Source organism: Ramlibacter rhizophilus (assembly GCF_004681965.1).
In the GTDB taxonomy this organism is placed as follows: domain Bacteria; phylum Pseudomonadota; class Gammaproteobacteria; order Burkholderiales; family Burkholderiaceae_C; genus Ramlibacter; species Ramlibacter rhizophilus.
Map to the genome: position 1 here is coordinate 249,891 of NZ_SMLL01000006.1, position 20,902 is coordinate 270,792.

23 protein-coding genes are annotated in these 20,902 nt (G+C 70.6%); 14 read left to right on the forward strand and 9 right to left on the reverse strand.

Annotated elements, in window-relative coordinates:
• Nucleotides 1-3 precede the first annotated feature (3 nt).
• Complete coding sequence (locus tag EZ242_RS16140; RefSeq protein WP_167784819.1) at nucleotides 4-582, forward strand: acyloxyacyl hydrolase; 579 nt, start codon at nucleotides 4-6, stop codon at nucleotides 580-582.
• A 6-nt stretch (nucleotides 583-588) separates the two neighbouring features.
• Here the strand turns inward: EZ242_RS16140 and EZ242_RS16145 are convergent, their stop codons facing one another.
• The 4 genes from EZ242_RS16145 to EZ242_RS16160 form a co-directional block, all read right to left on the reverse strand.
• Nucleotides 589-1,083 (reverse strand): Spy/CpxP family protein refolding chaperone, encoded by a 495-nt coding sequence (locus EZ242_RS16145; RefSeq protein WP_135286212.1) that lies wholly within the window; start codon nucleotides 1,081-1,083, stop codon nucleotides 589-591.
• Between the two features lie 117 nt (nucleotides 1,084-1,200).
• Nucleotides 1,201-2,070, reverse strand: coding sequence for a pirin family protein (locus tag EZ242_RS16150; RefSeq protein ID WP_135286213.1), 870 nt, complete (start codon nucleotides 2,068-2,070; stop codon nucleotides 1,201-1,203).
• A 51-nt stretch (nucleotides 2,071-2,121) separates the two neighbouring features.
• On the reverse strand, nucleotides 2,122-2,547 hold the full coding sequence (cueR, locus tag EZ242_RS16155; protein WP_135286214.1) for a Cu(I)-responsive transcriptional regulator: 426 nt from the start codon (nucleotides 2,545-2,547) through the stop codon (nucleotides 2,122-2,124).
• Nucleotides 2,544-2,738 carry a heavy-metal-associated domain-containing protein gene (locus tag EZ242_RS16160; protein ID WP_135286215.1) on the reverse strand — a complete coding sequence of 65 codons (195 nt, stop codon included), beginning with the start codon at nucleotides 2,736-2,738 and terminating at the stop codon, nucleotides 2,544-2,546. The genes cueR and EZ242_RS16160 overlap by 4 nt, the downstream gene beginning before the upstream one ends.
• A 160-nt stretch (nucleotides 2,739-2,898) precedes the next feature.
• On the opposite strand from EZ242_RS16160, the gene EZ242_RS16165 reads away from it, so the two are divergent.
• Nucleotides 2,899-5,124 carry a heavy metal translocating P-type ATPase gene (locus EZ242_RS16165; RefSeq protein WP_135286216.1) on the forward strand — a complete coding sequence of 742 codons (2,226 nt, stop codon included), beginning with the start codon at nucleotides 2,899-2,901 and terminating at the stop codon, nucleotides 5,122-5,124.
• Between the two features lie 60 nt (nucleotides 5,125-5,184).
• The gene (locus tag EZ242_RS16170) at nucleotides 5,185-5,766 is read left to right on the forward strand and encodes a hemerythrin domain-containing protein (RefSeq protein WP_135286217.1); all 582 of its coding nucleotides are present in this window, start codon (nucleotides 5,185-5,187) and stop codon (nucleotides 5,764-5,766) included.
• A gap of 5 nt (nucleotides 5,767-5,771) precedes the next feature.
• On the opposite strand, the gene gstA is transcribed toward EZ242_RS16170, so the two are convergent.
• From gstA to EZ242_RS16185, 3 genes are all read right to left on the reverse strand, one after another.
• Nucleotides 5,772-6,380, reverse strand: coding sequence for a glutathione transferase GstA (gstA, locus tag EZ242_RS16175; protein WP_135286218.1), 609 nt, complete (start codon nucleotides 6,378-6,380; stop codon nucleotides 5,772-5,774).
• 67 nt (nucleotides 6,381-6,447) lie between these two features.
• Nucleotides 6,448-7,383 carry a DUF4382 domain-containing protein gene (locus EZ242_RS16180; RefSeq protein WP_135286219.1) on the reverse strand — a complete coding sequence of 312 codons (936 nt, stop codon included), beginning with the start codon at nucleotides 7,381-7,383 and terminating at the stop codon, nucleotides 6,448-6,450.
• A 92-nt stretch (nucleotides 7,384-7,475) separates the two neighbouring features.
• On the reverse strand, nucleotides 7,476-7,742 hold the full coding sequence (locus EZ242_RS16185) for a YkgJ family cysteine cluster protein (protein ID WP_167784821.1): 267 nt from the start codon (nucleotides 7,740-7,742) through the stop codon (nucleotides 7,476-7,478).
• A gap of 255 nt (nucleotides 7,743-7,997) precedes the next feature.
• On the opposite strand from EZ242_RS16185, the gene mnmG reads away from it, so the two are divergent.
• From mnmG to EZ242_RS16220, 6 genes are read left to right on the forward strand one after another with little or no spacing between them, the layout of a single operon-like run.
• Nucleotides 7,998-9,944 (forward strand): tRNA uridine-5-carboxymethylaminomethyl(34) synthesis enzyme MnmG, encoded by a 1,947-nt coding sequence (gene mnmG / locus EZ242_RS16195; protein WP_135286222.1) that lies wholly within the window; start codon nucleotides 7,998-8,000, stop codon nucleotides 9,942-9,944.
• Complete coding sequence (gene rsmG / locus EZ242_RS16200) at nucleotides 9,941-10,603, forward strand: 16S rRNA (guanine(527)-N(7))-methyltransferase RsmG (RefSeq protein WP_135286223.1); 663 nt, start codon at nucleotides 9,941-9,943, stop codon at nucleotides 10,601-10,603. Before mnmG ends, rsmG begins: the two co-directional genes overlap by 4 nt.
• Before the next feature lie 47 nt (nucleotides 10,604-10,650).
• Nucleotides 10,651-11,265, forward strand: coding sequence for a LysE family transporter (locus tag EZ242_RS16205; protein ID WP_135286224.1), 615 nt, complete (start codon nucleotides 10,651-10,653; stop codon nucleotides 11,263-11,265).
• A 45-nt stretch (nucleotides 11,266-11,310) separates the two neighbouring features.
• Nucleotides 11,311-12,081 carry a ParA family protein gene (locus tag EZ242_RS16210; RefSeq protein WP_135286225.1) on the forward strand — a complete coding sequence of 257 codons (771 nt, stop codon included), beginning with the start codon at nucleotides 11,311-11,313 and terminating at the stop codon, nucleotides 12,079-12,081.
• A 20-nt stretch (nucleotides 12,082-12,101) separates the two neighbouring features.
• Nucleotides 12,102-12,641 (forward strand): RBBP9/YdeN family alpha/beta hydrolase, encoded by a 540-nt coding sequence (locus EZ242_RS16215; RefSeq protein ID WP_135286226.1) that lies wholly within the window; start codon nucleotides 12,102-12,104, stop codon nucleotides 12,639-12,641.
• 45 nt (nucleotides 12,642-12,686) lie between these two features.
• A complete protein-coding gene (locus EZ242_RS16220; RefSeq protein ID WP_135286227.1) occupies nucleotides 12,687-13,607 on the forward strand; it encodes a ParB/RepB/Spo0J family partition protein in 921 nt (306 codons plus the stop codon).
• A 31-nt stretch (nucleotides 13,608-13,638) separates the two neighbouring features.
• Here the strand turns inward: EZ242_RS16220 and alr are convergent, their stop codons facing one another.
• Nucleotides 13,639-14,745 carry an alanine racemase gene (gene alr, locus EZ242_RS16225; RefSeq protein ID WP_135286228.1) on the reverse strand — a complete coding sequence of 369 codons (1,107 nt, stop codon included), beginning with the start codon at nucleotides 14,743-14,745 and terminating at the stop codon, nucleotides 13,639-13,641.
• Nucleotides 14,746-14,867: 122 nt separating this feature from the next.
• Between alr and lplT the strand changes: the two genes are divergently transcribed.
• From lplT to panC, 5 genes are all read left to right on the forward strand, one after another.
• Complete coding sequence (gene lplT, locus EZ242_RS16230; RefSeq protein WP_135286229.1) at nucleotides 14,868-16,151, forward strand: lysophospholipid transporter LplT; 1,284 nt, start codon at nucleotides 14,868-14,870, stop codon at nucleotides 16,149-16,151.
• Nucleotides 16,144-17,067, forward strand: coding sequence for a DMT family transporter (locus EZ242_RS16235; RefSeq protein ID WP_135286230.1), 924 nt, complete (start codon nucleotides 16,144-16,146; stop codon nucleotides 17,065-17,067). Before lplT ends, EZ242_RS16235 begins: the two co-directional genes overlap by 8 nt.
• Nucleotides 17,068-17,137: 70 nt before the next feature.
• Nucleotides 17,138-17,914 carry a CPBP family intramembrane glutamic endopeptidase gene (locus tag EZ242_RS16240; protein ID WP_135286231.1) on the forward strand — a complete coding sequence of 259 codons (777 nt, stop codon included), beginning with the start codon at nucleotides 17,138-17,140 and terminating at the stop codon, nucleotides 17,912-17,914.
• 51 nt (nucleotides 17,915-17,965) lie between these two features.
• On the forward strand, nucleotides 17,966-18,784 hold the full coding sequence (panB, locus tag EZ242_RS16245; protein ID WP_135286232.1) for a 3-methyl-2-oxobutanoate hydroxymethyltransferase: 819 nt from the start codon (nucleotides 17,966-17,968) through the stop codon (nucleotides 18,782-18,784).
• A gap of 41 nt (nucleotides 18,785-18,825) precedes the next feature.
• Entirely contained in the window at nucleotides 18,826-19,662 is an 837-nt protein-coding gene (gene panC, locus EZ242_RS16250) for a pantoate--beta-alanine ligase (protein ID WP_135286233.1), read from the forward strand.
• Between the two features lie 12 nt (nucleotides 19,663-19,674).
• Here panC and glcF read toward each other — a convergent pair whose 3' ends face one another.
• On the reverse strand, nucleotides 19,675-20,901 hold the full coding sequence (glcF, locus tag EZ242_RS16255; RefSeq protein ID WP_135286234.1) for a glycolate oxidase subunit GlcF: 1,227 nt from the start codon (nucleotides 20,899-20,901) through the stop codon (nucleotides 19,675-19,677).
• Nucleotide 20,902: the final 1 nt, after the last annotated feature.

The following is a 20,902-nucleotide window of genomic DNA, read 5'->3' on the forward strand; positions in this document are numbered from 1 at the left end:
CCTATGGATCAGCCACGTACGCCCGGACATCGCACGGCTCGCACGATCACGGCCTGCTGCGCGCTCCTTGCCTCGCTGTTCACTGTGCCCGTGGTCGCACAGGTGCAGGACAACGGGTGGCGGCCCGACGGCTACTTCCTGGAAGTGGGGCGGTCCGCGCGCGACACGAGCATCGCGGGCGTGGGACTGCGCTGGAACTGGGCGTGGCAGGCGCAGCGCTGGGGCGGCCACTTCAGCGGCGGCACCGAACTGTCGGTGGCTTACTGGCGGGCCACGACGCTCACCGGCCGCTCCGACCGTGCGCACTTCGCGCTCATTCCGCTGCTGCGGTTCCGGCCCTCGGCCGGCGCCTCGCCCTGGTTCGTCGAAGGCGGCATCGGCCTGTCGCTGCACCCCGAGCCCTACGAGGCCGAGGACATCCGAATGAGCACGCGGCTGAACTTCTACGACGTGCTCGCCGTGGGCCGCAGCGTCGGCCCGGGCGAGCTGAGCCTGCGGGCCGTGCACGTGTCCAATGCCGGCATCCGCCGGCCCAACCCCGGCGCAGACATCGTGATGCTGCGCTGGAGCCAGCCCTTCTGAGGAGCGTCAGCCGCGGTGCGGACCGTGGTGGCCGGGGCCGCCACGATGGCCACGCTGCAGGGGCCGCGCCGAGAGTTCGTCGAAGGTCTTCTGCTGCTGCTCCGACAGCGCGGCATAGAAGGCCTTCACGGCCTCGCCACGCTGGTCCATGGCCTGCATGCGCTGCTGGCGCAGCACGCGCATCTGGTCGATGCGCTGCGGCGTGGTGAGGCTCGCGAGCGCCTCGCGGTCCATTCGCTCGCCCCGCGGCTTGGGCTGCATGGCGGCCACGAAGCTGTTCCAGGCCGACTCCTGGCCCGAGGTGATCTGGAGCTTCTGCTTCAGATCGCTCATGCGCTCGGTGAAGCGGGCCTGGCGCTGGGCGGGATCGCCATGCCTGTGCGCCTCGCGCTGGCCGGCCTGGGGCTGTCCCGCCTCGGCCGAGGGTGCATGCGCCTGCGCGGTGCCGGCCAGTGCGGCCATCATCGCGGCCAGGACGAGGGAAGTGCGGATCGAAGTCATGCGGGGCTCTCCTTGGGATGAACACGGCCTTCGGGTGGCGGTGTGAAGGCAGTGTCCACGGCGGCTGTGAACCCCAGGTGCCGGCTCGGTTTCGGCCGTGTAAATCCCGCCGGCCCCTCAGCCCAGTCGTCCGCCCTGGAAGTCCTCCACGGCCTGGATCAGCTGCTCGCGCGTGTTCATCACGAAAGGACCGTACTGCGCGATGGGCTCGCGCAGCGGCCGCCCGGCGATCAGCAGCAGGCGGGCCTCCTGCGAGCCGCTCGCGCGCAGCGCGACGCCGTCGCCCTCGTTGGCGAGGATGGCCATGCGCTGGCGGCCCACCTCGGTGCCGTAGTCCTGGCCGTCGAGGACCTCCACCGCACCGCGGTAGACGTAGACGAAGGCGTTGTGCTGCGCGGGCAGGGGCTGGCGGAACACGGCCTCGCCCGCGGGCAGGTGGATGTCCAGGTACAGCGGCTCGGTGCGTTCGCGCTGCACGGCCCCGCGCGTGCCGTGCGACTCACCCGCGATCACCCGCACCCGGCCGCCGCCGGGCAGCTCGAACTCCGGGATCTCGGCGCTCTGGATGTCGCGGTAGCCGGGCTCGCCCATCTTGCGATCGGACGGCAGGTTGAGCCAGAGCTGGAAGCCTTCCATGAGGCCTTCCTCCTGCTCGGGCAGCTCGCTGTGGATGAGGCCCCGGCCGGCCGTCATCCATTGCACGCCGCCGTTCTGCAGCAGGCCTTCGTGACCCGCACTGTCGCGGTGCCGCATGCGCCCGGCGATCATGTAGGTCACGGTTTCGAATCCGCGGTGCGGATGGTTGGGGAAGCCCGCGCCGTAGTCGTCCGGGTCGTCGCTGGCGAAGTTGTCCAGCATGAGAAAGGGATCGAGCCGGCGCTGCAGGTCCTGCGTGAGCACGCGCGTGAGCTTCACGCCGGCGCCGTCCTGCGTGGCCTGGCCGGTGACGAGCCGCTCGACGCGGCGGGGCTGGGTGAGTGTGTCCATGGCGTTCCCAAGAGAAAAGGAGCCCGGGGATTGTGGCGCCGCTTGCGCGCTTCAGGCGCGGCGGGCCCGGGCCTCGCTCAAGAGCGCGCGCTCGCCGGACAGGTCGTCCAGGATGGGGCAGTCCGGCCGCTCGTCGCCGTGGCAGCAGTCGATGAGGTGCGTGAGCGTGCCCTGCATCTCGCGCATGGCCTCGATGCGCGCGGAAAGGTCGTCGGCGTGCTTCTGCGCGATGCGCCGCACCGTCGCGCTGCTGCGCCGGCGGTTGCGCCACAGGCCCACGAGCTCCGTGATGTCGGCCATGGAAAAGCCCAGTTCGCGGGCGCGCTTGATGAAGCGCAGCAGGTGCACCTCGGTGTCGCCGTACTGGCGGTAGCCGCCGTCGCTGCGGGACACAGCGGGCAGCAGGCCGAGCGATTCGTAGTGCCGCACCATCTTGGCCGACACGCCCGACAGGCGGGCTGCTTCGCCGATGTTCATTGCACCCGGTAGCCTTCTTCGGCAATGGCGCGGGCCACGGCCTCGCGGGGCTGGCTGGTCTGCACCTCGACCTTGCCGGCGGCGCGGTCGATCTTCACCTGGGCCGATTCGTCCACCGACTTCACGGCCTCGGTCACGGCGCGTTCGCAGTGTCCGCAGGTCATGCCCTGCACGTCGAAGGTCTGGTTCATGATGGTTCCTTTCTGATGGGAAGCTGGATGATGAAGGACACGAAGCTTCAAGCCTCCCATGGTGGCAAGGTCAAGGCCTTGTCGATTGACCGCGCGACGCGCAGGGTTGATCTGCATCAAACCTTGAGCTTTCCATCATGTCAAGGTTGACGATGACAACATGAATACGACGACCGCCCCCGCCCACGCCGACGATCCGGCGCCCGACTTCGCCACGCTCGACCTGGGCATCGGCGGCATGACCTGCGCCTCCTGCGTGGGGCGCGTGGAGCGCGCGCTGAAGAAGGTGCCCGGCGTTCAGGAAGCGACCGTGAACCTGGCCACCGAGTCGGCGCGCGTGGTGTACGCGCCCGGCGAGCAGGCCCTGGCCCAGCTGCGGCGCGCGGTGCGCAACGCGGGCTACGAACCCCGCGCCCTGCAGGAGGAGGTCCAGCAGGACCTGTCGGCCTGGGCCGGCTTCGGGCCGGTCGCCTGGGGGCTGCTGCTGTCCGCGCCCCTTGTCGTTCCCATGCTGGGCGACCTGCTGAGCCGCCACTGGATGCTGCCGGCCTGGCTGCAGTTCGCGCTGGCCACGCCGGTGCAGTTCATCCTGGGGGCGCGCTTCTACAAGGCGGGCTGGCATGCGCTGCGCGCCGGCACGGGCAACATGGACCTGCTGGTGGCCATCGGCACCTCGGCGGGCTGGGGCCTGTCGGTGTGGCTGTGGCTCACGCGCGAGTCCCCGCACCTGTACTTCGAAGCCTCCGCCGTCGTGGTGACGCTGGTGCTCCTGGGCAAGTGGCTGGAAGGCCGGGCCAAGCGGCAGACGACGGCGGCCATCCGCGCCCTGCAGGCGCTGCGGCCGGAGAGCGCGCACGTGCTGCAACGCTCGGGCGAGGAGGTGGACCTTCCGCTGGCGGAGGTGCTGGCCGGCGACCGGCTGGTGGTGCGGCCGGGCGAGCGCATTCCCGCCGACGGAACGCTCGAGCAGGGCGAGACCCAGGTGGACGAGTCCATGCTCACCGGCGAGCCGCTGCCGGTGGCCAAGGGCGTGGGCGCGCGGCTGACCGGGGGCAGCATCAACGGCGAAGGGCGCGTGGTGATGCGCGCCACGGCCGTGGGCAGCGAATCGGTGCTGGCGCGCATCATCCGCCTGGTCGAGGACGCGCAGGCCGCCAAGGCACCGATCCAGCGCCTGGTGGACCGCGTGGCGGCCGTGTTCGTCCCGGTGGTGCTGGTCATCGCGGCGCTCACGGTGGTCGGCTGGCTGCTCGCGGGCGCGCCCATGGAGCTGGCCCTGATCAACGCGGTCACGGTGCTGGTCATCGCGTGCCCCTGTGCGCTGGGCCTGGCGACGCCGGCCGCGATCATGGCCGGCACCGGCGTGGCGGCGCGGCACGGCATCCTGATCAAGGACGCCGAGGCGCTCGAGCAGGCGCACCGCATCCAGACCATCGCCTTCGACAAGACGGGGACCTTGACGGTGGGCCGGCCGCGCCTGGTCGATTTCGTCGCGGCGCCAGGCGCCGACGGCGCGGCCCTGCTGGCCCTGGCGGCCAGCCTGCAAAGCGGCAGCGAGCACCCGCTGGCGCGGGCGGTCGTGACCCTGGCGCGCGAGCGCGGCCTGGACGTGCCGGCACCGGATGCGGTGCGCGCCGTGCCGGGACGGGGCACCGAAGGCGAGGTGGGCGGGCGCAGCCTGCTGATCGCGAGCCTGCCCTGGGCCGCGGAGCTGGGCATCGACCCCGGTCCGCTCGCGCCGGCGCTGGCGGCTCGGCAAGCCGAAGGGGCCACCGTGTCCCTGCTGGTCGAGCGCGTGACCGAGGGCCTCGCGCTGCGGGCGCTGATGGCCTTTGCCGACGAGCCCAAGCCCGAAGCCGCCGAGGTGCTGGCGGCGCTGCGTCGGCGTGGCCTGCGCCTGATGATGATTTCGGGCGACAACACGGCCGCGGCCCAGGTCATGGCACGCCGCCTGGGCCTGAAGGAGGACGAAGTCATGGCCCAGGTGCTGCCCGGCGACAAGTCGGCCCGCGTGGCGGCGCTGCGCGCGGACGGCACGGTGGTGGCCATGGTGGGCGACGGCGTGAACGATGCGCCCGCACTGGCGGCGGCCGACGTCGGGATCGCCATGGCCACCGGCACCGACGTGGCCATGCACGCGGCGGGCATCACGCTGATGCGCGGCGACCTGCGGCTGGTGGAGGCGGCCCTGGACATCTCGGACCGCAGCGTGCGCAAGATCCGCCAGAACCTGTTCTGGGCCTTCGCCTACAACGTGGCGGGCATCCCGTTGGCGGCGCTGGGCTTCCTGAGCCCCGTGGTGGCGGGCGCCGCGATGGCGCTGTCCAGCGTGAGCGTGATCACCAATGCGCTGCTGCTCAAGCGGTGGCGCCTGCCCGGGGCTTGACCTGGGTCAAGCTTTCCCGGCGGGGTGCATGGGATGCTGCCTGGCAGGAGACATCACCCCATGCCGACCGCCCCCAGCGCCTTCCAGATCATCCGCGACGAGCATGCCGCCGTCGCCGCCGTCCTGCGTTCCATGCTGCGCCTGGTGGAGCAGGGGCCCGAGGACCAGCCCATGCGCTTCTTCGACGTGCTGCGGGCGATGCTGTTCTACATCGACGAGTTCCCCGAACAGCGCCACCACCCCAAGGAGTCGGACCTGCTGTTTCCGCGGATCGCGCGCATCGCGCCGGAGCTGATGCCGGTGATCCGGCGGCTGGAGGCCGACCATGTGCAGGGCGAAAGCCGCGTGCGCGAACTGCAGCACCTGCTGCTCGCCTGGGAGCTGCTCGGCGAGTCGCGGCGCGAAGCCTTCGTGGCGGCCGCGCGCGAGTACGTGCGCTTCTACCTGGACCACATGCGTGTCGAGGAAGTGCAGCTGCTGCCGCTGGCCGAACGCGAACTGTCGCCCGAAGACCGAAGCGCACTCGACGCCGCGTTCCGCCAGCATCGCGATCCGCTGTCCACCGGGCAGCAGGAGCCGGGCTACGAGCGCCTGTTCACGCGCATCGTGCTGAAGACACCCGCGCCGCTCGGCGTGGGCTGACGACGCTACCTGAGCAGGCCTTCGGCGCGCAGGGCCTCCTGCACGGCCGGGCGCTCCTGCATGCGCTGCTGGAAGTCCTCCACCCGGGGGCAGTCGGACAGGTCCACTTTCGCGAACGTCGCCCAGCGCGTGACGGTGAACAGGTAGGGGTCGGCGACGCTGAAGTGCTCGCCCATGAGCCAGGGCCGCTGTGCCAGGTGGCCGTCGAGGAAGCGGTAGCGGGACTGCAGCTTGGCCCGGAACACCTGCTTGGCCTCCTCGGGCATGGCGGCGTTGAACAGGGGCGAATAGGTCTTGTGCAGCTCCGAGCTGATGAAGGTCAGCCACTCCTGCAGGCGGTAGCGCGGCAGCGTTCCGTTGGCAGGCGCGAGATGGCGCGTGGGCACCTGGTCGGCGATGTACTGCACGATGGCCGGCCCTTCGCGCAGGCGCGTGCCGTCGTCCAGCTCCAGCACGGGCACGTAGCCCAGCGGGTTGATCGTGTAGAAGTCGGTGCCGTCCTGCAGCTTGTGCGACTTGGTGCTGGCCAGCACGGCTTCGAAAGCCAGGCCGGCTTCGCGCAGGGCGATGTGCGGCGAGAGCGAGCAGGCGCCCGGGGAGTAGTACAGCTTCATGGAGGGATCGCGCGGGGACTGTGCAGCGCGCATCCTAGCCCGACCGCGCGCGACGCGCTCGGGCGCTTCAGAAGAAGTCGGCCGAGGTGACCTGGTCCGTCACCACCAGCACATTGCGCGCGCCGAGGAAGACGAGGTTGTCGCTGCGCTGCGGGTCTTCGCTCGCGCCCTGGCAGGTGAAGGCGACGGTGTACTGGCCCGGGGGCAGGAAGCCGATGCGGTAGAACCAGGCGCCCAGCGAATTGCGCTGCAGGCGGCCGGTGGTCACCGGCTCGACGCCGCCGCCGTCGATGTCGTCGGGCTGCGTGCCGAAACCGTCGAAGACGTACACCAGGTTGACGTTCAGCTCCGGATTGGCTGGGAAGGGGCAGCTCGCGTCGGCGAGTGCGGCGACGCCGGCCGTGCCCTGGATGCCACCGATGCTGCTGTTGTTGACCAGGCGCAGCGCGGGCCGCAGCGGAAAGGGCCCGAGCGCCGAATCCGGCTCGCCCAGGGATTTGCGCAGGTCGAAGTCGATTGTGAGGGCGACCGGTCCGCCGGGTGGCACGCTGAAGCCGCGCGTGACGCGCAGCCCCGATTCCGCGCCGCTCGGGAGGTACAGCGGCCGCTGGGCGCCGCCCGGCAGCACGACGTAGCTCTCCAGCGAGTCGCGGTCGGCATCGACCACGAGGCGCAGCGATTCGTAGGGGCCGGCATTGACCAGCGTGGAGGGCAGCAGGGGCGCGGACTCGAAGCCCTGCAGCGCCAAGAGATCGATGCGCAGGGGCGGGTCGAAGGTGAAGACCTGTTCGTCCTGGCCGAAACGCTTGAGGGCGACGCCGGAGAACTGCACCACGGCACGCACGAGGCCGTCCACGGGTGCGTCGGTCACGTTCAGCGCGATGGCCCCGGTGCCGCCGGCGATGGGCAGGCTGCCCGGGTCGCCGCCGCCGCCGCCGCACGCGCCGAGCGCGGCCAATGCAAGCAGGAGGGGCGGTCCGTGGCGGGCGAGCAGGCGTGGCATAGGCGTCTCCTCAGCCCACGATAAGCCGGACGCCGCGCGCCGTGCTGAGGTAGCGCACGTTGCCAGCGGTGAAGTGTGTGTGCAAAGGTGCTTCAGGCAGCCGGCGCAGGCCGCGTGGCGTGCTCCAGCTGGGCGAGCCACAGCAGGGCGTCTTTGCGCGAGTTGCCGCACATGTCCGGCGAGGGTTGCAGCCCGGCGCACACGGCTGGGCGCTCGGGTCGGCCGAAGAGTTGGCAGCGCCGTTCCCGGTCGAGCTGCACGCAGGGGACGCCTGCGGGCTTGCCGTGGGGCATCCCGGGGATGGGGCTCGTGATGGAAGGCGCGATGCAGCAGGCGGCGCAGCCGGGACGGCAGTTCATGGCGGTGCTGGGTGTAGTCCAAAAATACTCATCGGATCCGGGGCGGCAAGAGACCACCTTGCTGTCCGGAACGGGCCCGACGCCTACAATCTTGCGCCGTCGCCGCTGTCCTTGGCGCTGCCATGAGCCTCGTCGCCTGCGAGGCGCTTCGTGCCCCCGGCGTACTTCATGTCCGGCATGGGCGTCCTGGATTTTCGCGCGTGCGGTCCGCGCAGGCCGAGATGCGCTGGTGTAGCCCCTTGCTGGAGTGATTGGATGTTGTATCCCGAAGAGTTCGACGTGATCGTGGTCGGTGGCGGCCATGCCGGCACCGAGGCCGCGCTGGCGGCTGCGCGCATGGGCTGCCGCACGCTGCTGCTGACGCACAACATCGAAACCCTGGGCCAGATGAGCTGCAATCCGTCCATCGGCGGCATCGGCAAGGGGCATCTGGTCAAGGAGGTCGATGCGCTGGGCGGAGCCATGGCGCTCGCCACGGACGAGGCCGGCATCCAGTTCCGCATCCTCAACAGCTCAAAGGGCCCGGCCGTGCGGGCGACGCGGGCGCAGGCGGACCGGGTGCTCTACAAGGCGGCGATCCGCCGGCGGCTGGAGAACCAGCCGGGGCTGATGCTGTTCCAGCAGGCGGTGGACGATCTGATGGTCGAGGGCGACCGGGTGGTCGGCGCCGTGACCCAGGTGGGCATCCGCTTCCGCGCCCGCACGGTGGTGCTCACCGCGGGCACCTTCCTGGACGGCCGCATCCATGTGGGCCTGGACAGCTACGCGGCAGGCCGCGCCGGCGATCCGCCGGCGGTGTCCCTGTCCGCGCGGCTCAAGGAGCTGCGGCTGCCGCAGGGGCGGCTCAAGACCGGAACGCCGCCACGCATCGACGGGCGCAGCATCGATTTCTCGCGATGCGAGGAGCAGCCCGGCGACCTGGATCCGGTGCCGGTGTTCAGCTTCATGGGCCAGGCGGCCATGCATCCGCGGCAGGTGCCGTGCTGGATCACGCACACCAACGAGCGCACCCACGAGATCATCCGCTCCGGCTTCGACCGCAGCCCCATGTTCACGGGGAAGATCGAGGGAGTCGGGCCGCGCTACTGCCCAAGCGTGGAGGACAAGATCAACCGCTTCGCGGGCAAGGACAGCCACCAGATCTTCCTGGAGCCCGAAGGCCTGAGCACCCACGAGTTCTACCCGAACGGCATCTCCACCAGCCTGCCTTTCGATATCCAGCTGGCGCTGGTGCGCTCCATGGCCGGGCTGGAGAACGCGCACATCCTGCGGCCGGGGTATGCCATCGAGTACGACTACTTCGATCCACGGTCCTTGCGAAGCAGCTTCGAGACCCAACAGATCAAGGGGCTGTTCTTTGCCGGGCAGATCAACGGGACCACCGGCTACGAGGAGGCCGCCGCGCAGGGACTGTTCGCCGGCATCAATGCGGCCTTGCAGTGCCGGGGGGAATCGCCCTGGCTGCCGGCGCGCCACGAGGCCTACCTCGGCGTCCTGGTGGACGACCTGATCACCAAGGGCGTGACCGAGCCTTACCGCATGTTCACGAGCCGGGCCGAGTTTCGGCTCCAGCTGCGCGAGGACAACGCGGACATGCGCCTGACGGAGGCCGGCCGGCGCATGGGGCTGATCGACGACGCGCGCTGGGACGCGTTCAACCGGAAGCGGGACGCTGTTTCACGTGAAACAGAGCGCCTGAAATCCACCTGGGTGAACCCCCGCAACCTGCCGAGCGAGGACGCGGTTCGCGTGCTGGGGCAGGCGATCGAGCGCGAGTACAAGCTCGCCGACCTGCTGCGGCGCCCGGGCGTGGGCTACGAGGCGTTGATGACGCTCGCCTCCGGCAGGCACCGCACGGAACTTGTTTCACGTGAAACACTGGGGGAGCTGTACGCGCCGGTGGTGGAGCAGGTCGAGATCGGCGTGAAGTACGCCGGCTACATCGACCGCCAGAACGACGAGGTCGAGCGCGCCGCGTTCTACGAGGGCCGCCGACTTCCGGAGTCGCTGGACTACATGCAGGTCTCGGCGCTCAGCATCGAGGTGCGGCAGAAGCTGGCCAAGCACCGGCCGGAGACGCTGGGCCAGGCATCCCGAATCTCGGGCGTTACGCCGGCAGCGATCTCGCTGCTGCTCGTGCACCTGAAGAAGAGCCGGGCGGCTGGGTTTGCCGCAGCATCCGACCCCGTGACGACGCCATGAGCGTGTCCGTCGATGGCCTGGAGCAGGCGCTGCTGCAGGGGGCGAGCGCGCTCGGCGTGGACTTGCAGCCTCACCAGCGGCGGCAGTTGCTGGACTACCTGGCGCTGATCGGGAAGTGGAGCCGGGTGTACAACCTCACCGCGATCCGCTCGCCCGAGGAGATGCTGACCCACCACCTCCTGGACAGCCTGGCGGTGGTGGAGCCGCTGCGCCGCCACGCCGCCGGTCGACCCCTGCGCGTGCTCGACGTCGGGTCCGGTGCCGGCCTGCCGGGCGTGGTGCTCGCCATCTGCTGCCCGGAGTTCGCCGTGGACTGCGTGGACACGGTGGCCAAGAAGGCGGCCTTCGTCCAGCACGTGGCGGCCAGCCTGCGCCTCCCGGCGCTGCGGGGGGTCCATGCGCGCGTGGAGTCCATGGGCGCAAGCTACGACCTGGTGTGTTCCCGGGCGTTCGCCTCCCTGCAGGACTTCGTCGCGCTCACGCAGGCGAGGCTTGCGCCCGGGGGCGCGTGGATGGCCATGAAGGGGCGCAGGCCCGAGGACGAAATCGCGGCGGTGTCGCCACGGGCGCAAGTGTTTCACGTGGAACCTTTGACGATTCCCGCCCTGGACGCCGAGCGCTGCATCGTCTGGATGAGGCCGCGCGAGGTGCTCACGTAAACTCGGCCATTTCCACGCGCCGTCTTCTCACCGGCTGTTCCTGACCCATGTTCGGCGTCTCAGACTTCAGCGCATTCGTCGCCGCCATCGTGCTGTTCCTCGCGATCCCAGGCCCGGGCAACCTCGCGCTGATCACCTCGACAGGGCAGGGCGGTATCCGCGCCGGATTGGCGGCCACGCTGGGCGTGATCGCGGGCGATCAGGTGCTGATGTGGGCCGCGGTGGCCGGCATTGCCGCCTTGCTGCTGGCCTATCCGGCGGCCTTCGCCACCGTTCAGTGGATCGGCGCGGCCTACCTCGCGTACCTGGGTGTGCGCCTGCTGATGGCACGCCCGGGCGACCAGCCGGTGGTCCGGATCCTGCCGCGCCACTACCTTCGGCAGGCTGCCCTGATCACCCTGATGAACCCCAAGGCCATCGTCTTCTACATGGCCTTCTTCCCGCTTTTCGTGGACCCGGTGCGCCACCAGGGCGCCACGACCTTCGCCGTGATGGCGCTCACCATCGCGGCGCTGACCTTTCTTTATGGACTCGCGATCACCCTGCTGACTCACTTCCTGGCGCAACGACTGCGGGCCCAGCCCTGGTTCGCGCGCCTGCTGGAGAAGGTCGCCGGGGTGTTCCTGATCGGCTTCGGCATCAAGCTGGCCATCTCCCGGTGAAGCGCTCGACGCACATTTCCCTGGCCCGCGGAGGGGCCTGACGCCATGGCCAAGATCTTTTGCATCGCGAACCAGAAGGGCGGGGTCGGCAAGACCACCACCACCGTCAACCTCGCCGCCGGCTTGGCCAAGGTGGGCCAGCGGGTGCTGCTGGTGGACCTCGATCCGCAGGGCAACGCCACCATGGGCTCGGGCGTGGACAAGCGCGAGCTGGAGAACACGGTCTACGACGTGCTGCTGGAGTCGGCCACGCTGGCCGAGGCGCGCGTGCGCTCCGAGCGCTGCGGCTACGACGTTGTGGGAGCCAACCGCGAACTGGCCGGCGCGGAGGTCGAGCTGGTCGGGCTGGAGCGGCGCGAGAAGCGGCTCAAGCAGGCGCTCGCGACCGTGGCCGCCGATTACGACTTCGTCCTCATCGACTGCCCGCCTTCGCTGTCCCTGCTCACGCTCAACGGCCTGTGCGCCGCGCACGGTGTGGTGGTGCCCATGCAGTGCGAATACTTCGCGCTGGAAGGCTTGTCCGACCTCGTCAACACCATCAAGCAGGTGCACGCCAACCTGAACCCGGACCTGAAGATCATCGGCCTGCTGCGCGTGATGTTCGACGCCCGCATCACGCTGCAGCAGCAGGTGAGCGAGCAGTTGAAGGCGCACTTCGGCGAGAAAGTCTTCGACACCGTGATCCCACGCAACGTGCGGCTGGCTGAGGCGCCCAGCTACGGCTTGCCCGGCGTGGTGTTCGATCCGGCCGCGCGCGGCAGCCAGGCTTTCGTCGAGTTCGCGAACGAGATGGTCGGACGCATCAAGCGGATGTGAGTCCCCACTCTTCAAGAAACATGCGCGGCGACGACGTTCTACTTCTCCCGGGTTGGCAGAACTCCGGGCCCGGGCACTGGCAGACGCTGTGGGAGCAGCAGCATGGCTGCCATCGCGTGGAGCAGCACGACTGGCTGCGCCCGCTGCGTGGCGACTGGATCGCGCGGCTGGAAGAGGTTCTGCTCGCGCGCCGCACGCCGGCCGTGCTGGCGGCGCACAGCCTGGGCTGCCACCTGGTCGCGGCCTGGGCTGCCCACAGCCGGCACACAGACCGTGTTCGCGGCGCCTTGCTGGTGGCGCCCCCCGACATCGAGCGGCCCGAGCTGCGCACCCTGTTGCCCAGCTGGGCGCCCACGCCGCGCCAGGCGCTTGGGTTTCCCAGCGTGCTGGTGGCCGGCCGAGATGACCCGTATGGCGACTTCGAGCAGGCGCAGTGCCTCGCACGGGACTGGGGCGCGCGGCTGGAGGATCTCGGCCCTGCGGGCCACGTCAATGCCGACAGCGGGCTGGGCGACTGGCCCCAGGGCTGGTCGCTGCTGCAGGCGCTCGCCGGGTACTGATCCCACTTTCCTCATTCGACACAGCAAGACCAAAGGACGGCAGGCATGGCCACCAAGAAACTCAAGGGACTCGGACGCGGACTGGAGGCGCTGCTCGGACCGCAGGTGAGCGAGGGTGCCGCGGCGGAAGCGCCGGCCGCGAACCCGGGGCTGCCGGCCTCCCTGCTGCTGTCGGACATGGTCCCGGGGGTGTACCAGCCGCGCACACGCATGGACGAGGGTGCGCTCTACGAGCTGGCCGAGAGCATCAAGTCGCAGGGCATCATGCAGCCCATCCTCGTGCGCCGGCTGCAGCAGGGCCCCAACGGCGGCAAGTACGAGATCATCGCCGGCGAGCGCCGATTCCGCGCCGCGCGTCTTGCGGGCCTGGACAGCGTGCCCGTGCTGGTGCGCGACGTGCCCGACGAGTCCGCCGCGGCGATGGCGCTCATCGAGAACATCCAGCGCGAGGACCTGAATCCCCTGGAGGAAGCGCAGGGTCTGCAGCGCCTGGTCCGCGACTTCGGCCTCACGCACGAGCAGGCCGCGCAGGCCGTGGGCCGCTCGCGCAGCGCCGCTTCCAACCTGCTGCGCCTCTTGAACCTGGCTGAGCCGGTGCAGACCATGCTCATGGCCGGGGACCTGGACATGGGCCATGCGCGGGCCCTGCTCGCGCTGGAGCGGGCGGCGCAGATCACGGCCGCCAACCAGATCGCCGCGCGCAAGCTCTCCGTGCGCGAGGCCGAAGGCCTGGTCAAGAAGATCGGGGCCGAGTTCAACCTGGTCTCGCCCAAGCCCAAGAAGGAGAAGTCGCGCGACCTGCGCCGGCTGGAGGAGGAACTGTCGGACCTGCTCACCGCCGAAGTGGAGGTGCGGGTGAAAAAGCGCGTGCGGCGCGCTGGCAGCTTCGAGGAGATGGGCGAAGTTGCGATCCAGTTCGGCTCGCTGGAGTCCCTCAACGGGCTCATCGACCGTTTGCGCGGCTGAGACCTTCGCTGGCACTCAGCCGCCCGCCGGCTCACAGGTCCGGATCTTCGACCACCACCGGCACGCGCGGCGCCAGCGCGCACATCAGTTCATACCCGATCGTCCCGCCCGCCCGCGCGACCTCGTCGATGGTCAGCACCGTGCCGCTGCGCGAGCGGCCCCAGAGCGTGACTTCGCTGCCCGGCCCGGCGGCGGGCACCGGCTCCAGGTCCACCGCGATCATGTCCATGGAGACGCGGCCCAGCGTGCGCGTGCGCACGCCGTCCACCAGCACGGGCGTTCCCGTCCCGCAGTGCCGCGGGTAGCCGTCCGCATAGCCGCAGGCCACCGTGCCCACGCGCAGGGGCGCGCTCGCGGTGAAGCTGGAGCCGTAGCCCACCGTGTCGCCCGCTGCGAGCCGCTGGACGCCGATGAGGCGGCTCGACAGCGTCATGGCCGGCTGCAGGTCCCAGTGCGCGCTGTCGTGCTCGGGATGGTCCGGCGCGCTGCCGTACATCGCGATGCCCGGTCGCACCCAGTCGCCGCGCACCGCGGGAACGTCGGCAAAGCGCAGGAGCGCCGCGCTGTTGGCCAGGCTGCGCTCACCCGGCAGGTCGCGCGTGGCGTCTTCGAAGACGGCGAGCTGCGCCGCGATGCCCCGCGGTCCGTCGGCATCGCTGAAGTGGGTCATGAGCGTGATCTCGTCCACCTGGGGCAGGGCGTTCAAGCGCGACCACGCCGTGCGCAGTCCCGAGGGCGGCAGGCCCAGCCGGTTCATCCCGCTGTTGAGTTTGAGGAAGACGCGGTGCGGCACATGCGTCTTGTGCAAAGCCAGCATGTCCACCTGCTCAGTGCAGTGCACCGTGTGCCACAGCGACAGGCGCGAGCACAGCTCCAGGTCGCGCGGCTCGAACACGCCTTCGAGCAGCAGGATCGGGCCGCGCCATCCGAGCGCACGCACGCGCTCGGCCTCCTGCAGGTCCAGCAGCGCGAAGCCGTCCACCCCGCGCAGCGCATCGAACGCGCGCTCGATGCCATGGCCGTAGGCGTTGGCCTTGACCACGCCCCATACGCGCGCACCCTGCGCGGCCCGGCGCAGTCGCTCGAGGTTGTGGCGCAGGGCCTGGGCATGGATGGTGGCCTGGATGGGGCGTGGCATGGGTGGGACAGTGCGGTTGAGCAGCCATTGTCGCAAGGGGCTGCGTGATATAACCGCCCGACTTTTGGAGACGAGCATTTCGCCGTGCTTCAGCACGTGCTGACGCAAGGTTGCCACCACGCATGAAGCGCGGCTTCTACACCATCATGTCGGCGCAGTTTTTTTCTTCGCTGGCCGACAATGCCTTGTTCGTGACCGCCGTGGAACTGCTGCGAGCCGGAGGCGCCGGCGAGTGGCAGCGCGCCGCCCTGGTGCCGATGTTCGCGCTGTTCTACGTCATCCTCGCCCCTTTCGTCGGCGCCTTCGCCGACGCCTTGCCCAAGGGGCGGGTCATGTTCATCAGCAATGCGATCAAGGTGGTCGGCTGCCTGCTGATGCTCTTCGGTTCGCACCCCCTGCTCGCGTACGCGGTCGTGGGGCTGGGCGCCGCGGCGTACTCGCCGGCCAAGTACGGCATCCTGACCGAGCTCCTGCCGCCCTCGCAGCTGGTGAAGGCCAACGGCTGGATCGAGGGGCTGACCATCGCGTCCATCATCCTGGGCATCCTCATGGGCGGCATGCTGGTGAGCCAGGCCGTGGCCGGGCAGGTGCTGCGGCTGGACCTGCCATGGGTGGACACCGGCATCGACACCGCGCCCGAAGCCGCCATCGCGCTGCTGATCCTCGTCTATGCGGTGGCCGCGTGGTTCAACACGCGCATCCCGCACACCGGGGTCGAGATGCGGCCCATCCCGCGCAATTCGCTGGAGCTCGTGCCTGACTTCTGGACCTGCAACATGCGCCTGTGGCGCGACAAGCTCGGCCAGATCTCGCTGGCCACCACCACGCTGTTCTGGGGCGTCTCGGGCAACCTGCGCTACATCATCCTGGCCTGGGCCGCCGTCGCCCTCGGCTATGGCACCTCGCAGGCGTCCGCGCTGACCGGCGTGGTCGCGCTGGGAACGGCGGTGGGCGCGATCGCCGCCTCCATGCGCGTGCGGCTGGACCAGGCCACGAGCGTCATGCCCCTGGGCATCGCCATGGGCGTGCTCGTGGTGCTGATGAATTTCATCGACAACGTCTGGATGGCGGCGCCCTTCCTCATCCTTCTCGGCGCGCTGGGCGGCTACCTCGTCGTGCCCATGAACGCGCTGCTGCAGCACCGCGGACACAACCTCATGGGCGCGGGACGCAGCATCGCCGTCCAGAACTTCAACGAGCAGGCATGCATCCTGGGCCTGGGGGCGCTCTACAGCTTTTCCACCGGCATCGGTGTCTCGGCCTTCGGCGCGATCACCGGCTTCGGGCTGATCGTCGCGAGCGTCATGTGGGCCATCCAGCGCTGGCACAAGGGCAACCTCGTGCGGCACAAGGACGAGGTCGATCACCTCCTGCAGGTGGCGCGACACGACAAGGTGCATGGTTGATCGTCTCGCGGGCACCGCGCCCGCCACGGCCGCCTGGGCGCCCGTCCTGGCCCTGGTCTTCAATGCCTTCGTCTGGGGCGTCTCATGGTGGCCCTTTCGCCACCTGCATGCCATGGGCCTGCACCCCTTGTGGGCTACGGCGGGGGTGTACCTGTTCTCCCTCGCCTGCCTGCTGCTCGTGCGCCCGGCCGCCCTGCGGCACGCGGTGCGCCATCCCTCGCTGTGCTGGCTGGCGATCGCGGCCGGCCTGACCAACATCGGCTTCAACTGGGCCGTGACCGTGGGCGACGTGGTGCGGGTGGTGCTGCTGTTCTACCTCATGCCCGCCTGGGCGGTCCTGCTCGCCTGGGTCCTGCTGGGGGAGCGGCCGACGGCGGTGGCGCTCCTGCGGCTGCTGCTGGCCTTGCTCGGGGTGGCCGTGGTGCTCGACTCCGGCCAGGCCGGCCTGCCCCTGCCGCGCAGCCTGCCGGACTGGCTGGCGCTCATGGGCGGCTTCACCTTCGCGCTCACCAACATCCTGCTGCGCCGCCTGCAGGCGGCCCCGGCCGAGTCGCGCGTGCTGGCCATGTTCGGCGGTGGCACGCTCATGGCCGTGGCGGCCGCCTGGCTGGGCATGCAGCTGGGCGTGGCCGAAGCGCCCGTCGCGCCGCCCGCGGCCTTCGCCTACGCGCTCGGGCTGGCCGTGGCCTTCCTGCTCGGGAACGTGGCCCTGCAGTTCGGCGCCGCCCGGCTCGCCGCCCACACCACGGCCCTGGTGATGCTCTCCGAGGTGGTGTTCGCCAGTGCCTCATCGGTCTGGCTGGGGGCGGCCGAGACGAGCCTGCGCACCTGGGTCGGCGCGGCGCTGATCGTGCTCGCCGCCGCCTGGTCGGCGTGGCCCACCCGCCGGGCGCTGCGGGAGCTGCCGAGCACCTGACCGCCGCGCGGCACAGCCGCGTGGGCCGCAGAACGACGACCGACGCCGGCCGCCTGCGTATGCTCGCGCCATGGCCCAGACGTTTCCGACCACCCTGGCGCCCTTCGGGCGCCGCTTCGCCGGCCCCTGGGCGGCCAGCCTGCTCGGGCTGGCGGCGCTCGCTTTCCAGCTGCATGGACAGCTGGGCAGCGCGCCGCTTCCGCCGCAGCTGGCCGGCCTGCCCGCACCGGTCCTGCTGGCGCTCAGCCTGCTGAACCCGCTGCTGCTGCTCACCGTCTCCAGCCTCCTGGGCGCGGCGCTGGCGCACCGGGTCGGGCTCGGCAGCTTGCTGGCCGGGACCGCAGCGCCGGTGCCGCCGCGAGCCTGGTGGCAGGCCGCAGGCACCGGACTGCTGCTGGCCCTGGCGCTGCGCGGGCTCGACCTGTGGATGCAGCCCGGACTCGATCCCGAGGGGCGTCTGCTCTCGGGTTCGGCGCCCATGCCGCTGCCGCAACTCGCCGTGGGCCTGTTCTACGGCGGGCTGGCCGAGGAAGTGCTCGCGCGCTGGGGCTGGCTCGTGTTGGTCGCCTGGCTGCTGCACAAGCTGGCCCGGCGCGGCACCGAGCCCCTGGGCGCGGCGGCGTTCTGGACGGCCAATGTTGTGGCGGCGCTGCTGTTCGCGGCCGGACACCTGCCGGCGCTCGCGACGGTGGTGGAGCTCACGCCCGGCTGGGTCGTCCGCACGCTGGCGCTCAACGCCGGTGCGGGTCTGGTCTATGGCTGGCTCTTCCGTCGCAGCGGGCTGGAAGTGGCCATGGCCGCGCATGCCGCGACCCATGTGGGCTTCTGGCTTCTTTCAATGCGCTGATAGCAAACGATATGGCTACACTCCAGGCTCTTTTTCCTGAGGAAAGCCTGGATGCCAGAAGTCTTGACGGGACGCAAACCGGTCACCCTGCAGCGCCTGCGCGACATGCGCGCGGCCGGCGAAAAGATCGCCGCCCTGACCTGCTATGACGCCCTGTTCGCGCAGGTGCTCGACGACGCCCGCGTCGACTGCCTGCTGGTGGGCGACTCGCTGGGCATGGTGCTGCAGGGGCACGGCACCACCCTGCCGGTCACGCTGGAGCAGATGAGCTACCACGTGCGCTGCGTGGCGCGCGGCAACCGCTGGGCCTGGCTCATCGGCGACCTGCCGCACGGCAGCTACCAGCAGTCGGCCGAGCAGGCCCTGGCCAGCGCCTGCGAGCTGATGCGCGCCGGGGCGCACATGGTCAAGCTCGAGGGCGGCGGCTGGACCGCGGCCACGGTGCGTTTCCTCAGCGAGCGCGGCATTCCGGTGTGCGGCCACCTCGGCCTCACGCCGCAGTCGGTCCATGCCCTGGGCGGCTGGCGCGTGCAGGGGCGCGATGCCCAGGAGGCCGGCTTGCTGCTGCAGCACGCGCGCGAACTGCAGGAGGCCGGCGCCGCCATGCTGGTGCTGGAACTGGTGCCTTCGGGCCTCGCGGCCCAGGTGAGTGCCGAACTGGACATCCCGGTGCTGGGCATCGGAGCCGGCCCGCGCTGCAGCGGGCAGGTGCTGGTGCTGCACGACGTGCTGGGCCTGCAGACCGTGCGCACGCCACGCTTCGTGCGCAACTTCATGGAAGACGCGGGGCAGATCGAGAAGGCCGTCCAGGCCTACGTGCGAGCGGTCAAGAACGGGCGCTTCCCGGAAGAGGGCGTCCATACCTACTGAACTCGCGGCGCGCGCGCCGCCATGCTGGGGACCCACGAGCCATGCAGATCATCCACACCATCTCTGAGCTGCGCGCCGCGCTGGCCAAGGCCGGCCGGACGGCCTTCGTGCCCACCATGGGCCAGCTGCACGCAGGCCACCTGTCCCTGCTGCGCCAGGCGCGCCAGTACGGTGACACCACCGTGGCCAGCATCTTCGTCAACCGCCTGCAGTTCCTGCCGCACGAGGACTTCGATCGCTACCCGCGCAACCTGGCGACGGACTGCGAGGCGCTGCGCCGGGAAGGCTGCGACATCGTGTTCGCGCCGGAGGAGGCGGAGCTCTATCCCGAGCCCCAGCGTTGGCGCCTGCAGCCGCCCGCCGAGCTGTCCGGCGTCCTGGAGGGCGAGTTCCGGCCGGGCTTCTTCACCGGCGTGAGCACCGTCGTGCTCAAGCTCTTCGCCTGCGTGCAGCCGCAGGTGGCGGTATTCGGCCGCAAGGACTTCCAGCAACTGCTCGTCATCCGCAGCATGGTGCGGCAGCTCGCGCTGCCCATCGACGTCGTGGCCGCCCCCACCGAGCGGGAGCCCGACGGCCTGGCGCTGTCCTCGCGCAATGGCTATCTCAGCCCGCGCGAGCGCGACGAAGCGGTGCATCTTTTCCGCCAGCTCGAATGGGTGGCCGGACGCGTGCGGGCCGGCCGGCGCGACTTCGAGGCCCTGGAAGGGGAGGCGCTGGACACCCTGCGCCGCCGCGGCTGGGCGCCGGACTACCTGAGCGTGCGCCGGCGCAGCGACCTGCAGCCGCCGGAATCGGCCGACCCGCTCGTGGTGCTCGGCGCGGCGCGGCTGGGCGCCACGCGGCTCATCGACAACCTGGAGATCGACGTGCGCGCCTGAAGCGGGCGGCGCTCAGGCGGCCAGGGCCACGTCCAGCACTTCCACCCAATGGCGCACCGGCAGCGCGGTGCCGGCCTGCAGGTGCGTGATGCAGCCGATGTTGGCGGAGACGATGGCCTGCGGCGACAGCGCCTGCAGGTTCTCCAGCTTGCGCTCGCGCAGGGCGCCGGCGGCCTCGGGGTGCAGCACGGAGTAGGTGCCGGCCGAGCCGCAGCACAGGTGCGACTCCTGCGGCGCCAGCCGCAGCGTGAAGCCCAGCTCGCCCAGGTACTGCTCGACGCCGCCGCGCAGCTTCTGGCCGTGCTGCAGCGTGCAGGGCGGATGCCAGGCCAGCACGCCCTCGGGCGGGCGCGTGCGGCCGCGCAGCGCCTCCACCAGCGTGGGCAGCAGCTCGCTCAGGTCGCGCGTGAGCTCGCTCACGCGGGCGGCCCGGTCCGCGTAGGCCGCATCGTGCCGCAGCAGGTGCCCGTACTCCTTGACCGTCACGCCGCAGCCCGAGGCATTCATCACCAGCGCCTCCACCTCGCCACGCGCGATGAAGGGCCACCACGCATCGACGTTCGCGCGCATCTGGTCCAGGGCGCCGTCCTGGTCGTTCAGGTGGAACTTCAGCGCCCCGCAGCAGCCCGCCGCGGGCGCCACCAGGGTCTGGATGCCCGCCGCGTCGAGCACGCGCGCGGTGGCGGCGTTGATGTTCGGTGCCATGGCCGGCTGCACGCAGCCGGCCAGCATGAGCACCTTGCGGGCGTGCTCGCGCGTGGGCCAGCGGCCCGCCGGCACCGCTTCGGGCACCTTCGAGCGCAGGCCCTTCGGCAGCGCCCCGCGCACCGCCTGTCCGAGCTTCATGGCCGGGGCGAAGAGCGGCGAGGGCAGGCCCTCCTTCAGCGCCCAGCGCAGGGCCCGCGAGCCCGCGCCGCGCGGCACGCGCTCGTCCACCAGCTTGCGGCCGATGTCCACCAGGTGCCCGTAGTCCACGCCGCTCGGGCAGGTGGTTTCGCAGTTGCGGCAGGTCAGGCACCGATCCAGGTGCAGCTGGGTCGAGCGGGTCGGCGCCTGGCCTTCGAGCACCTGCTTGATCAGGTAGATGCGCCCGCGCGGGCCGTCCAGCTCGTCGCCATAGAGCTGGTAGGTGGGACAGGTGGCGGTGCAGAAGCCGCAATGCACGCACTTGCGCAGGATCGCCTCGGCCTCCTGGCCTTCGGGCGTGTCCTGGAACTCGGGCGCGAGCTGGGTTTGCATG